We start from the raw sequence: 13,664 nt of genomic DNA, 5'->3' as shown, positions 1-13,664 counted from the left end.
GTCCGCGCCCGCTGTCCCGGCCCGATTCCTGGTACCCGATCGTACGCATCCGACTGGGGGACTCTCACCATGAACAGCTCCGCGCCCCGGCGCACCGTCCTGGCCGCCGCACTCGCCGCCGTGGCGGGCGCCGCCACCCCCTTGGCGCAAGCCGTCGTTCCCGACGAAGCGTCCGCCGAGTCGTCGGGCGACACGTCCGCCGAGACGTCGGGCGTCACATCCGCCGACCAGCCCGCACAGAAGCAGAAGCGCCACGTGGACTACCGCGCCTGGACGACCGCCGACGACTGGAGCGAGGGCGAGGCCGACGGCTGCCGTGTGGTGGACGACGCCCGCCCCGGCGTCGTCATCGCCGCCCCGGCCGGCACCTACGAATACCTCGACCCGCACACCCACAAGAAGTCCACCTGGGAGTACGCCACCTGGACCTCCCCGGCGATCACCCTCGACGTCCCCGCGACCGAGGCCGTGGCCTCCTGGAACGCGCACACCCCGGCCGGCACCTGGATCGCCGTCGAGCTCCGCGGCAAGTACAGCACGGGCGGCCACACCCCCTGGTACGTCATGGGCCGCTGGGCCGCCGGCGACGAGGACATCCGCCGCACCTCCGTCGATGGCCAGAAGGACGGCAGGAGCAGCATCTCGACCGACACCTTCGCCATCGACGACCCGGCGAGCGGCCTGCGCCTGGCCTCGTGCAAGCTGCGGCTGACGCTCTACCGCAAGCCGGGGACCAGGCTCACCCCGAAGGTGTGGCGAGCCGGTGTGATGGGCTCCGACGTCCCGGACCGCTTCACGGTGCCCGCCTCGCGGCCGGGCCTCGGCGCCGGCCGCGAACTGGACGTACCGCGCTACTCGCAGGAGATCCACAAGGGCCAGTACCCCGAGTACGACAACGGGGGAGAGGCGTGGTGCAGCCCCACCTCCTCCGAGATGATCATCGAGTACTGGGGCCGCGGGCCCACTCCCGAGGACCTCGCCTGGGTCAACCCCGACTACGCCGACCCCCAGGTCTGCCACGCCGCCCGCTACACCTTCGACTACCAGTACGAGGGCTGCGGCAACTGGCCCTTCAACGCGGCCTACGCGTCGACGTACCGGGGCATGCAGGGGCTCGTCACCCGGCTCGGCTCCCTGACGGACGTGGAGCGTCTGGTCCACGCCGGCATCCCCGTCATCACCTCGCAGTCCTTCCTCAAGGAGGAGCTGGACGGCGCGGGGTACGGCACGGCCGGCCACATCATGACCGTCATCGGCTTCACGGAGAGCGGCGACGTCATCGCCAACGATCCGAACTCGGCGACGGATGACGCGGTCCGTCACGTCTACAAGCGCCGGCAGTTCGAGAACATCTGGCTGCGGACGAAGCGGAAGAACGCCGAGGGGAAGGTCGTCGGCGGCAGCGGAGGCGTCTGCTACCTGTACTTCCCGGCCAGGCCGGCGCCGTCTCAGCTCCGGGCGCTGGCGGCGGTGGGAGTCCGCTGAGCGGGTGCACCCCGAGGGTGGCCTCGGGCGCGTTTATCTCCCGTTGATCGCGTTGGTCTTACATGGGGGCCGTGGGCAGCCCGGCGGTGGCCGGAGCGGGTCTCGGCGGGAGCCAGGGGGCCGACTGTGCGTTGCCCGACGCGTAGGTGAGGGGGAGTCCGGCCCCGGAGGGGAAAAACCGCTCGTGTTCGAGGTGGACGATTACGCGGCACTGCGTTCCGGATTTCGGCAGCGCAGCGGATATGTGTGGCACCGTCGTGCACTTCGGGCGCCGCAGTGGTTATCGGCTCGGTGTCGTGCCGATATCAGAAGACCCATGGCCACCTGAACAGGATCAATTCGGACTCGTATCCGGGTTTCTTGCACGGGGGTCGCAATGATCTATATAGTTGATGAGGCGTCAGCGCGGGGGAAGTGTTGGGCGCGGCAGTCATGTCGTGTAATCAAGCCCAAGAATTCCGACATATTCCCCCCATGCGAGGGCGTGTGATCATGCATCGAAACGGGGGAATTACCATGGGGCGGTGTGCCCGCGGACCGATGTCCGCGACCGGTGTCGACGACTGCGCGCTCATGTGCAGAGGTCTGAGACGCGGGGGTTGGGCACCTTGGTCGCCCCTGGGGGCTGCGCGCGTCTGAGTGCGCAGGGTCGTGACGTGGAGCGTCGCGATGTGTCACCAGAAACGGGGTCAAGGGGGAAGGCTGGTCACCTGCGGTGATCGGTGATCCCGGCGTGCCCGGACGGCTGGGTTTCGGGCCGGCCATGGGTCGGTCCATGGGCTGATCCATGGGTCGATCCGCAGGCCGGGCAGAGCGGCGATTTCCGTGCTGAAGCCGGGCGACAGCCGTACTTCCGTGCGCGCCTGACGGGCGGATTTCCAGTCCGCCGGCGGTTGTCCGGTGTGTCCGCTCAGCGCGGGCAGCTGCGAATTGCTCGATAACGCTGTGGGATTACTCCTGCCTGGATCGCGCCTATTTCTCCTTCGCTCTCAATTTACCCGGTCGCGGCTTTCCGCTGCGAAAGGGACAGAAATACGTGCTCCGCGCTTTGCGACATCGGCATGCGCGGAAACCGACAATTTCGGAATGGTGGAACAGTTATGGCAACGCCGAAGTGGCGAAAGCTGATCGATCACGTGCAGAGCATCAAGGAGGGGGTGTACGAGAAGAACGTCAACGGGGACTACGACAACCGGACGCGGTTCGGCGAGCAGTACGGCATGAACGGTGAGCCGTGGTGCGTCATGTTCGACTGGGACATGTACGCCGACACGGGCCTGGAAGAGTTCGTGCCGAAGATCGCCAGCGTCAACGGGTTCACCTCGTGGGCGAAGGAGCGCGAGCAGTGGTCCGAGTACCCGTCGGTCGGCGCGTGGGTCAACCTCCACGACGGCGGTCACACGGAGCTGGTGGTCGGCTTCGACGAGACGTACGTCTACACCAAGGGCGGCAACACCGTTGAGGCCGGTGCGACGGACGCCAACCAGGGCAAGGGCGTCTACTCGCACAAGACCGAGCGGAAGAGTGCGAGCATCGTCGGGTATTTCGCGCCCAAGTTCCCCAACGACGAGTGCCCGCCGACCGCCGACCCGCATGACCACCGGGGCGGTGCCGCGCGCAAGGAATGGCGCTGGCACGGGCACCGGCTCCCCCACGAGGACCACAAGGTGAAGGCCTCCGAGGTCGTCTTCGGGGCGCGGAACGTCTCCATACGGATCGTGCAGGCAGCTCTGAAGGCGGAGGTCGGGCTCGACTACAGCTCGGCGCCGGGGACGTTCGGCCCCCGGACCAAGGCCGCGGTGGCCGAGTTCCAGCGCGAGCTCGGCTTCACCGGTGCGGACGCGGACGGTGTCTTCGGCCGCCACTCGCTCGTCGAGCTCGGCAAGCGGCACAAGTTCCGGGTGTACGGGCTGGACTTCTTCGACCGCAAGCGCGATGACGACGACGGCAAGCCGGGCTCCGGGCGCGAGGGCATCCCCCTCGACGCGGTGACCTACAAGCACGTGCCGGACGGCAGCGCATCGAGGGCGGCGAAGGAGGCCTGCCACATCCTCAAGGTGCCGGAGGACCACTGGGTCAAGGGCATCATGACGGCGGCCAAGCGTGAATCGACCTACCGCTTCAACGCGGTGAACACCTACGACTCGAACGCCCACGGGCCCGAGCAGAGCGACGGGCATCCGCAGAGCTGCACGCGCGGGCTCATGCAGGTCATGCCGGAGACGTTCGCCGAGAACCACCAGCCCGGTACCTCGAACAACATCTACGACGGTGTGGCCAACATCTGCGCCGCCATGAACTACGTGATGGTCAGGTACGGCGTGTACCGCGACGGCTCCAACCTGGCCGGCCGGGTCCAGCAGTTCGACCCGAAGCGGCCGCCGATGGGCTACTGAGCGTGTCCGGCATAGGCGAGATATTCGAGAGTGTGGCCGAAAGTGTGGCCGAGTTGTTCACGGGAGGATCGAGCGTGAAGCCAGCCGAAGTGGTGTCCCTGTCCGAGGTCCACCCCGGTGCGAAGAACGGCAGTGTCCTGACGGTGCAGTATGCACTGGAGAAGGCTGTGGGCCTGGACTACTCGTCGGCCCCGGGCACCTTCGGCCCGCGCACCAAGGAGGCCTACGCCAACTGGCAGCGGCACCTCGGCTTCTCCGGCGGCGACGCCGACGGGATTCCGGGGAAGACGTCCCTCAAGAAGCTCGGAGCCGAGTACGGCTTCAAGGTGCGGGAGGGTGACGGAGGCGGCGACGGAGGCGGAGACTCGCCGTCGTCGGGCGGCCGCGTCTCCTCACCGGTGCCGGGGCACGGCATCAACTACGCGTACGGCGTGCAGAACGCCCGTTACCAGGCGGGGTATCACACCGGGGACGACTACGCGGCACCGGTGGGAACCACGGTCGTCGCCGTCCGGGACGGCGTGATCAAGTGGTCGGACGGCCAGGGCGGTGCCTACGGCAACTGGATCGGCCTCCAGGCGGACAACGGCCGCGTCTACGTCCACTGCCACCTGTCCCGGCGGGACGTCCAGCCCGGCCAGCGGGTCAAGGCCGGTCAGCGGCTCGGCAAGGTCGGGTCCACCGGCAATGTCACCGGTCCGCACCTGCACTTCGAGGACCACCCGGCAGGCCCGTTCCGCTACGGCCACGATCGCAAACCGGCCTGGTGAGCAGGGACAAGGGATAGGTATCCCTGATCGCTGATCATGCGAAGCGCACCCCTGGCCCCGGCGCCGTCCCTCCGGGGCCACAGGGGTGCGCCGGCCTGCCGTCAGCAGCATTTCAGCCAGCACTCCGTCATGCCCGGTGCTACGCGAAGGGCCGGGAGACGCCTCGCCACCCCTTCGCTAGGGTGTCGCGGGCTCAGAAGATCGACTCAGGGGGATTTCCCATATGACGTACCGTCACTCACGCCTGCGCGCACTGCAGTTGGCCGCCACTGCGGGCGTGGCGTTGCTCGCTCTCACCGCCTGCAACGACGGCAGCTCCGCCGGCCGGGACGACGCGGGCTCGCAGAACAAGGCCGAGAGCAAGGACGCCGGGGGCCACAGTGCCTCCCCGTCGCCCTCCGGCGCCGGCTCCCCGGAAGCCACCTCCGCCCCTTCGTCACCGGGCACCGGCTCCACTGCCCCTACTGATTCCGCCGCCCCCACCGGCTCCACCGCCTCCGCGCCCGATGGCCCCCGCACGACCTCCAACGACAAGAGGGTCAAGGTCCTCAAGTGCGCGGACAGCACCGCGACCACGACTCTGCTCATCGACAACTCCGCGGGTTCCGATGTCGATCTGCCCCTCACCATCAAGGTCAGGATTGTTGACGGCTCCGGAGGCCTCATCGAGACCGACAAGGCCTTCGTCTCGGTTCCCCCGGGCGAGACCAAGACCAAGAGCGTCAAAATGAACTTCACCAACCGGGCCTCCGAGGTCGCCCGCTGCGAGGTGCATGCCTCGGTCTACTAGCCCTGGGTCAGACGTACTCCAGGGGGTGGAAGAACCGGCCCTCCCAGAGTCTGGGAGGGCCGGACGGTGGTGCCGGCGGCCCTCCAACTGGCGCCGGGGCCGGGCACGTTGGTCCCCTACGCCGCGGCTCCCGTGCCGTCGCCGGTGCCCGTAGCGGTCCTGCGGCGGCGTACGCCGATGATCGCGCCCGCTCCCACGGCCATCGCCACGCCGCCCACCAGGGCGATCGTCGGCAGCGCCGAGGACGAGCCGGTCGCGGCGAGATGGCCGCCGCCCGAGGTCTCCTTGGCGCCTCCCTGAGGGGTGGGGCCGCCCGTGGCGCCACCGCTGCCGCCGGGCTGGGCGCTCTCACCGGGCTTGCCCGGCGTACCGGGACGGCCGGGCTTGCCGCGCGCCGGGAGGATCTTGAAGTCGTACTGCTCGTGGTGGGAGATGCCGCAGGAGCCGTCCCGGTTGGAGAACTCCCCCTCCATGATCGCGTAACCGGATCCGGGCTTGGCCGGATCGATCGCGCGGACCCGCAGCGGCAGCGTGACGGTGCTGTGCGCGGCGACGGGGAATCCGGTGAACACGTCGTCGTACGTGGCGTCTTCGAAGCTCAGCCACCTGCCCGTCACGGGATTGCGGAACTGCGCCTCCAACTCTTCGTACTGACGGTCGACGATCTCGCGGGAGGCGATGTACGGCCGCGGCCGCACCTTCTCCATGGCCTTGTCGGAGGTGTTGGTGACGGTGATGGAGGAGTGGCTCCAGTCGGCACCGGCGACGAACTCGGACTGCAGCCCCTTGATCGCCATCCGCAGGTGCTTCGGCGCGCTCGCGCATTTCTCCCCAGGGGGTATCTCCTCGTAGGGGGACTCGCTGGGTGTGGCGCCGGGCGTCGCGCCGGGCGTGGCGCCGGGCGTGCTGGTCCCCGCCGACGGGCTCGGGGTTTCCGTGGCGAACGCGGCGGTGGGCGCGGCCAGTACGGCGACGGGTGCGATGACGGCCGCCGCCGCGGCGGCCGTCAGGGCTTGGCGTAATTTCATCGACGAGACCTTCCTGAGACATCACCTGAGCTGGTCAGGCGCTTGTGCGTAGATGACCGCCGACGGGGCAAACGGTTGCCCCGTATGGTCAGTTATGGGAGGAAGATCACAGCGTCGCCGGGCGAGGGGCGGGCGGAGTGCGGTATGCGTCCGGCTGATTCCCTAGGGGTGGTAAGGGAATTCGCGGATCGGCTATCAGGGCGCTCTCAATACACTCCTGAAACGGGTGTCGGTCCGGCCCTTGGAAGGTTTCCGTCTTGACGTGTGCGAGCGGGTGGCGTTCGCTTGCTCTGGACGGAATCTTCAAGGAAGAGGGCGGGGTGCTCTTTGAGGAGTGGGAGAGGAATAAGGCCGGGGACAGGGGCAGGGGCAGGGCTTTCCGTCTGGTTGGTTGTTCTGCTGGTGTTGATTCCCCTGGTTCTCCTCATGCCCGCCTCAACCGCTTCGGCAGTCGAAGCACATGGCACCCGTGCGACTGCCCCCGCTCTCACCAGTTCTGAAGTGAGTTTCCGGGGAGGCGGCGGCGTCGAACTGCACGGCAGTGTGGTGCGGCCCGCCGGGGCTCCGGCGCAGCGGGACGCGGGGGTGCGGAATGGAGCGCGGCCCGGCCTGGTGGTCATTCAGGGTTCCGGCAAAGGAGCCAGGGAAGACTACCGGAAAGAAGCCGAGGCCTATGCGAGCCGGGGCGTGGTGACGCTGATTTACGACAAGCGGAGCGTGGGCTACTCGCTCCTGGAGCGGGATTTCTCACTGTTGGCCGATGACGCGCTCGCCGCGGTGCGGAAATTGCGCAGGATTCCCGGCGTCGATCCGCGAAGGGTCGGGGTCCTGGGAATCTCCGAGGGGGCGTGGGTGGCTCCGCTGGCCGCCGGGCGGTCCGCCGATGTGGCGTTCGTCGCCACCGTCGGCGCGGGGACGGCCCCCGCCCGCCAGCAGGCGTGGAGTTACGGAAACCAGCTGCGCCATCGTGGGGTGACCGGCTCTCTGCTGAAAACCGTGCAGGTACGCGCGGTGGGGCTGATGGTGGCCGCGGGCCTGTTCCCCGAGGCGGAGCACGATCCGACGCCGCCCCTGACCAGGATCCGGCAGCCCGTGCTGGCGATGTGGGGGCGGTACGACCGGGTTTCCCCGCCCGGGGAGGGCGCCGGTCTGTTCCGGGCGGCCCTGAAGCACGGGGCCGTTTCCTCGTACACGATCCGGGTCTTCGACGACGGCGAACACGGGCTGCGTCGGGCCCGTGACGACGGCTTCGATCACGACGATGCTTTCGTCCCCGGCTATATCGACTTCGCCGCGGGTTGGATTTCGGGAGTGCCGGACGAACTGCCGGCCAACAGCGCCGACCCGCTGCCGGAACAGGCGCGGATGTCCGCTCCGTTGGCGCCACTGGAGTTCTATGAGTCGTCATGGAGTCAGCTCGTCGTCATTGTTGTCCTGCTCGGGGCGTACGGCGGTTGTCTGGTGACCCGGGGAACGTCCGAATTCGGCGGGGAGCGCTGGCCGGCCGCCGCGGGGATTCTCACCGTCCTCGGTGCCTTCGGATATCTCGGATATCTCGTCGTCACGGCCGCGGAGAGCCCGGGTCCTGTGGTGGTCGGGCGGCCCCTTCCGTGGCTGGTCCTTCAGCTCTTGGCGGTGGTTGTTGTCTGTGCTGCCGTCCGTTCGGCATACGTTCGGTGGCGAATGCGGCGGAAGTCGACGGACGGTTGTCGGAGCGCGGGACGAATCCGGCCCGCCCTTCTCCTCGCCGGTACCGCGCTGTTCGTTCCATGGGCCGTGTATTGGGGACTGCTCATTCCCTGAGACGGAGAAACGAGAAGAGGACGACCGGAAAGAGAACCAGGAAGACCAGGAAGGGAAAAGATGGGCGTGGAGCGGTTCTCGGTCAACGGGGTTGAGCGTTCCTTCGAGTCTTCCGACACCGACAGCGCGCTGGATGTCGTTCGGGACCAGATCGGCCTGACCGGCGCCAAGCGGGTCTGTGAGGCAGGCGCGTGCGGCGCGTGCACCGTGCTGGTCGACGGCGCGCCGGCGGCGAGTTGCCTGATGCCCTCGGACACCCTCGGTGGCCGGAGGGTCGTCACCGTGGAGGGGCTCGGTGGCGGGGACCGGCTGCATCCGGTCCAGCGGGCCTTTCTGGCCCAGGACGCGGTCCAATGCGGTTACTGCACACCCGGTTTCGTCCTGGCCGGCGTCGCGTTCTTCGAGGACTGGCGCGCGGAGCACGGCACCGGTGTTCCCCCGGAGTCGGAGATCCGCGCGGCCCTTTCGGGGCAGCTGTGCCGCTGCGGCTGTTACCTGCGCATCCTCGATGCCGTACGGGAGGCCTGCGCGGGCAGGTACGACGACGGCGACGATGCGGTGGCGCACCGGCACGAGACGCTGGAGAAGGTCACCGGCCGCGCCGAGTACACCACCGATGTGCGCTACCCGAGCCAGCTCGAAGGGGTGTTGGTGACCTCTCCGTACGCCAACGCCGTCGTCCGGGAGATGGACGACGGCGCCGCGGCCGGTCTGCCAGGGGTGCGGGCGGTCGTCCGGCTGCTGCCCGAGGGAGGGCGGATCCGGCACGCCGGCCAGGAGATCGTGGCGGTGGCGGCCGACACCGCGGCGGCGGCGCGCGAAGCGGCCGCCGCCGTCAAGATCCGGTACGACCACTCACCGGCCGCCACCAGCATGGACGCCGCGATGGCCGAGGGCGCCCCGCTCGTCTACGGGCCCAAGGACCGCAAGTCCGCGCCCTCCGCCGGCGAGGTGCCGGTGCTGTTCCCGCGCCGCCGTTGGCGGGGCAACGTATGCAGTCCCGCGCCGCCGCTCGCCGGGCGCGCGGCCCGCGCCGACCGGGCGGTCCGGCGTGCCTTCGAGGAGGGAACGGGAGCGGGGCAGGAGGCAGCGCCGAGGGCGGAGGGTGCGGGGCAGGGCGGGGCGGTGGTCGACGGAGTGTGGCGCACGGCCGGACAGAGCCATGTGCCCCTCGAAGCCCATGCGTGTGTCGCGTCGTGGGACGGCGACAGCCTCACCGTGCACCTCTCCACCCAGGCCGTGAGTCTGGTGGCGCATGCCGTCGCCCGCCGCTGGCATCTGAAGTCCGACCAGGTCCGGGTGCTCGCCGACCATGTCGGAGGAGCCTTCGGGGCCAAGCAGGGGCTCACCGCCGAAGCGGTGGCCGCCATCGAACTGTCCCGCGCCTCCGGGCGCCCGGTCCGGGTCGTGCTCGACCAGCGCGCCGAACTGGCGGTGGGCGGGCATCGCCCCGCCAGCCGCACGCACCTCGCGTTGCGCACCGGCGCCGACGGCGGCCTCACCGCGTTACGGGTCGAGGCGTTCGCGGACACCGGTACGGCGCTCGGCTCGGACATCGCCAAGGTCGCCGGACTGCTGTACCCGGGAGCGCCCCGGACCCTGCGCGACCACAGCGTGGTCAGCCACCGCCCGCCGGGCAAGCCGTTCCGGGCCCCGAGCGGCCCGCCGGCCTTCTGGGCACTGGAACAGGCCGTCGACGAGGCGGCCCACCGCCAGGGACGGGACCCGCTGGAACTGCGCCGCGCCTGGGACACGGAGCCTGTGCGCCGCCGGCTGTACGACTGGGTGGCGACCGCCACCCCCTGGCCGGAACGCGGCCCGGTCGCCGCGGGCGGCGGACCCGTCCGCCGGGGACTCGGGCTGGCGGCCGCCGCCTGGTACTACTACCTCCAGCCCCGTACCAAGGTGCGGGCGCGCGTCGACACGGAGGGCGTCGAGATCAGTGTCGCCACCCAGGAGATCGGCACCGGCTGCCGGTCGCTGCTGGTCTCCGTGTTCGCCGACGGGCTGGGCCTGGCACCCGGAGAGGTCCGCGCCCGGATCGGCGACTCGCGGTTGACGCCGGGCCCGCTCGCCGCCGGCAGCAGCACCACGGCCTCCCTGGTCCCCGCCGCCCATGACACGCTCGACCGGCTGCGCCGCCGGCTGCTGGCCACCGCCACCCGTGAACTCGGCCTGCGTGCCGCGGCCGTCGCCCTCGACGGGATCCGCCACGCCGGCGGCACGGTGACCTGGCGGGAGGCGCTGCGGCTCGCCGCGCCCACCGAGGTGACCGGCCGCCGGCCGCGGGACCGGGGCCGGCGCCCCGAGCCGTGGTACTCCCCGTTCTTCGGCCGCGGGCAGGGCGCTCCCAGCATCGTCCAGGTGACCGAAGTCGAGGTGGACGAGCGGTTCGGTCTTGTACGGGTGGTCCGCACCTGGTGCGGGCTGGCCGTCGGCAGGGCGGTACGGCCGGTGCTGGCCACCACCCAGTGCCACGGCGCGGTGATCCAGTCGATCGGCCAGACGCTGTACGAGGAACGGCTGACCGACCCGGCCACCGGGCTCACCCTCCACACCAGCCTGGAGAACTATCCGATACCCGGGATCGGCGACGTGCCCGAGATCACCGTCGACTTCGTTCCCGGCGGCTTCGACCATGTGGCCCAACAGGCCGTCGGCCTGGCCGAGTTGGCGGCGCTCGCCACCCCCGCGTCCATCGGCAACGCCGTTTTCCACGCGACCGGCCGCCGGATGCGGTCCCTTCCTCTGGACCCTGCCCAACTGCTCGGGGAGGCAGAATGACCCACCGTCCCACCCGCCTTGCGCGCGCCGCCCGGCTCGGGGGCCCGTACCGGGCCGGCGGCACCGAACTGACCCGGCTGCGCCGGCTCGGCCTGGCCGAGGGCGAGCCCGTCGACCTGCGGGAACTCGCGCCCCTGCGCGGCATCGAACGCACGGCTGACGGGCTGCGCATCGGCGCGATGGTCACGCTCAGGGAACTCGCCGGGCATCCCGAGGTGCGCACCCACTACCCGGCTCTGGCCCAGGGGGCGCTCGCCGTCGCCAATCCGCAGGTGCGGTCCCTGGCGACGGTCGGCGGGAATGTGCTCCAGCAGACCCGGTGCGCCTACTTCACCCACCCGGACACCGACTGCCTGCGCAAGGGGGGTACGGACTGCCCGGCCCGCGACGGTCATCATGCCGAGGCGGCGGTCTTCGACGTGCGGTCGTGTGTCGCGCCGCATTCCTCGACGCTGGCGACAATCCTCGCCTGCTTCGGCGCCCTCGCACAGGTGACGGGACGGGGCACGCTGTCCCTCGACGAACTGCTGCACCAGGAGACCACCGGCGGCGTGCCGCGTCCCGTGCCGCACACCCTGGCGCCGGGTGAACTGCTCACCGCGTTCATGCTGCCGGCGCCACGGCCGGGGGAGCGATCCGCCTATCTGCGGGTGTCCCGACGGGCGTTGGCCGACTGGCCGCTGGTGGAGGTCGCGGTGCGGTGCGCGGGCGCCGCCCGGGTGGAGTGCGTACGGGTGGTGGCGGGTGCCGTCGCCCCCCGGCCGTGGCGGCTGCGCGCCGTCGAGGAGGCCGTGCTCGCAGGCCCCGCGACGCCCGACGCGTTGCGTCGCGGGGCCGCACTCGCCACCACGGGTGCCCATGCCCTGCCCGGGACGCGGTACAAGCTGCGCCAGCTCGAGGCCGCCGTGCTGGCGGCGCTCGAACGGTGCTGGCCGGCGTCTCAGGAGGTGCCCGCGCCGGCCCGGTGAGCGAGCCGGCCGGGGGTGTCGCCGTCGACCTCGGAGAAGAAACCGCCGAGGAAGTCCTCGAGATGTGACAGGTTCTCCGCGGCGAACAACACCGGCTGATAGGACGTCACATCGTAGGGCCGGCTGGTCATCTCCCGCGCGTCGAGCGGGCGGATGTCCGCCTTGCGGAAGTTCTGCAGCTCACCGTACGCGGACAGCAGGCTCGCGCCGTACGCCCGGTACTCGCCGTCCTCCTTCAGGACTCCGTATTCGAGGGTGAACCAGAAGACCTTGGAGACCAGCTGGAGGGCTTCTTCCGTAGCTGCCCGCCGGGACGCCTCGCCGGCCTGCTGGTAGAGCTTGGCGAAGCGGCCGCTCGCCATCGTGGTGCCGTGCCCGAGGACCTCGTGCACCATGTCCGGTTCGGGGGAGAACAGCGGGCGGGAGTGGTGCCGGATGAACTGGGTCGCGTTGAAGGTGAGGTCCGCGAGCGAACCGTAGAACTCCCGGAGCGGAACGATTCCGGCGGCCGGCCGGAGGGAGAACCCGGTGAGCTCGGTCAGCCGCGCGGAGGTCTCCCGCAACTGGGGAACGCGGTCGGTGGGCAGGTCGAGCAGGGCGGCCGCCTCGCGTGCCTCGGCGGCCGCGTACTCGGGATGCAGCGAGGTGAGCGCGCTGCTTATCTCCTGCCAGCAGGCGTGGTCGGACGGACGGTAATCGACGTCCGGGACCGGGTCACCGGGCCGGTGGCCGAGGGCCAGCGCGGCCACCGAATTGCGGTGCGCCCGGTATTCCCAGTCGCCATGGCCCGGGTGGCCCGGCGGAAAGGTGACGTCGGGGTTTCCCTCGTCGTCGATGACGAGCGGCGCGAATAATTCTGCTTTCTTGGGCATATCTGACTTCTCCCTCCTGAACCACGGCTGGTGAAGTCGGCGCAGTCGCTTCTCCCGGACGGGTCAGGCCGCGTCCGCGAGCCGGCGCAGCCGATAGCGCCAGGCCCGGTAACGGCCGTTCGTCAGGGTCTTTTTGGCCAGCTTCGGCCCGTCGAAGTACTGCACCAGCTCCTCCGGGGCCATGGGAGCGGCGTCGAGGATCTCCCAGCCGGTGAAGCGATTTCGCAGATCCTCCTCGGTGACATTCATCCCGGGGGTGTTCTGCTCGGCAAAGGCCACCATGAGCATGAGGGCGCCCGGGGCCGCGGCTTTGGTCACCTCCGCGGCATAGGCGTCCCGCCGCTCCTCGGCGATGGCGTGATAGCAGCACGCGTCGACCACCAGCGTGTAATCCGTGCCGACGCCGTAGTCCGACAGGCGCGTGGCGTCGCCCTGCACCAGGTTGACCGGGACGCCGGCGGCGGCGGTCGTGCGGCGGGCCTTGGCGAGGGCGTGGCCGATGAGCTCGACCCCGGTCACCCGCCAGCCGTGCCGGGCGAGATAGACGCTGTTGCGGCCGTTGCCGCACCCCAGGTCGAGAGCCTTCCCGGGCGGCAGCTTCTCCTCGCCTTCGACGACGGCCACGAGATCCCTGTCCGGCACCGCGGAAGGCACGATGTTGAAGGGCAGGCGGTGCTCGATTTCGTACAGGATCCGCAGCGCCCAAGCACGCATTCCATACCCCCAGGGGTCGGTTGGCCGTAGGTCGTTGTCCGAAACAAAGCCGGT

Annotated in this window: 10 protein-coding genes; 7 read left to right on the top strand and 3 right to left on the bottom strand. The window is 70.1% G+C overall.

The window, feature by feature from the left end; genetic code table 11:
- Positions 1-69: 69 nt before the first annotated feature.
- The 4 genes from FCH28_RS31585 to FCH28_RS31570 all read left to right on the top strand — a co-directional run bounded on the left by FCH28_RS31585 (position 70) and on the right by FCH28_RS31570 (position 5,441).
- Positions 70-1,485 (top strand): peptidase C39 family protein, encoded by a 1,416-nt coding sequence (locus FCH28_RS31585; RefSeq protein WP_136743603.1) that lies wholly within the window; start codon positions 70-72, stop codon positions 1,483-1,485.
- 1,100 nt (positions 1,486-2,585) lie between these two features.
- Positions 2,586-3,881 (top strand): peptidoglycan-binding protein, encoded by a 1,296-nt coding sequence (locus FCH28_RS31580; protein WP_169314304.1) that lies wholly within the window; start codon positions 2,586-2,588, stop codon positions 3,879-3,881.
- Between the two features lie 74 nt (positions 3,882-3,955).
- A complete protein-coding gene (locus FCH28_RS39785; protein WP_281289776.1) occupies positions 3,956-4,651 on the top strand; it encodes a peptidoglycan DD-metalloendopeptidase family protein in 696 nt (231 codons plus the stop codon).
- A 223-nt stretch (positions 4,652-4,874) separates the two neighbouring features.
- Entirely contained in the window at positions 4,875-5,441 is a 567-nt protein-coding gene (locus FCH28_RS31570; protein WP_136743601.1) for a hypothetical protein, read from the top strand.
- Between the two features lie 116 nt (positions 5,442-5,557).
- Here FCH28_RS31570 and FCH28_RS31565 read toward each other — a convergent pair whose 3' ends face one another.
- Positions 5,558-6,469: an LPXTG cell wall anchor domain-containing protein gene (locus tag FCH28_RS31565; protein WP_136743600.1), complete on the bottom strand. Its 912-nt coding sequence runs from the start codon at positions 6,467-6,469 to the stop codon at positions 5,558-5,560.
- A gap of 501 nt (positions 6,470-6,970) precedes the next feature.
- Here FCH28_RS31565 and FCH28_RS31560 point away from each other — a divergent pair.
- From FCH28_RS31560 to FCH28_RS31550, 3 genes are read left to right on the top strand one after another with little or no spacing between them, the layout of a single operon-like run.
- Positions 6,971-8,272 (top strand): alpha/beta hydrolase family protein, encoded by a 1,302-nt coding sequence (locus tag FCH28_RS31560; RefSeq protein ID WP_222852470.1) that lies wholly within the window; start codon positions 6,971-6,973, stop codon positions 8,270-8,272.
- A gap of 60 nt (positions 8,273-8,332) precedes the next feature.
- Complete coding sequence (locus FCH28_RS31555; protein ID WP_136743598.1) at positions 8,333-11,056, top strand: molybdopterin-dependent oxidoreductase; 2,724 nt, start codon at positions 8,333-8,335, stop codon at positions 11,054-11,056.
- On the top strand, positions 11,053-12,024 hold the full coding sequence (locus tag FCH28_RS31550; RefSeq protein WP_136743597.1) for an FAD binding domain-containing protein: 972 nt from the start codon (positions 11,053-11,055) through the stop codon (positions 12,022-12,024). The genes FCH28_RS31555 and FCH28_RS31550 overlap by 4 nt, the downstream gene beginning before the upstream one ends.
- Here FCH28_RS31550 and FCH28_RS31545 read toward each other — a convergent pair.
- Both FCH28_RS31545 and FCH28_RS31540 read right to left on the bottom strand, forming a co-directional pair.
- Positions 11,997-12,896 (bottom strand): phenylalanine 4-monooxygenase, encoded by a 900-nt coding sequence (locus tag FCH28_RS31545; RefSeq protein WP_136743596.1) that lies wholly within the window; start codon positions 12,894-12,896, stop codon positions 11,997-11,999. The genes FCH28_RS31550 and FCH28_RS31545 overlap by 28 nt on opposite strands.
- A 63-nt stretch (positions 12,897-12,959) precedes the next feature.
- On the bottom strand, positions 12,960-13,610 hold the full coding sequence (locus FCH28_RS31540; RefSeq protein WP_136743595.1) for a class I SAM-dependent methyltransferase: 651 nt from the start codon (positions 13,608-13,610) through the stop codon (positions 12,960-12,962).
- Between the last annotated feature and the right edge of the window lie 54 nt (positions 13,611-13,664).

It is taken from the genome of Streptomyces piniterrae (genome assembly GCF_005048155.1).
GTDB lineage: Bacteria > Actinomycetota > Actinomycetes > Streptomycetales > Streptomycetaceae > Streptomyces > Streptomyces piniterrae.
Note: the sequence above shows the minus strand (reverse complement) of the source record. Positions and strands in the feature narration are given on the sequence as shown.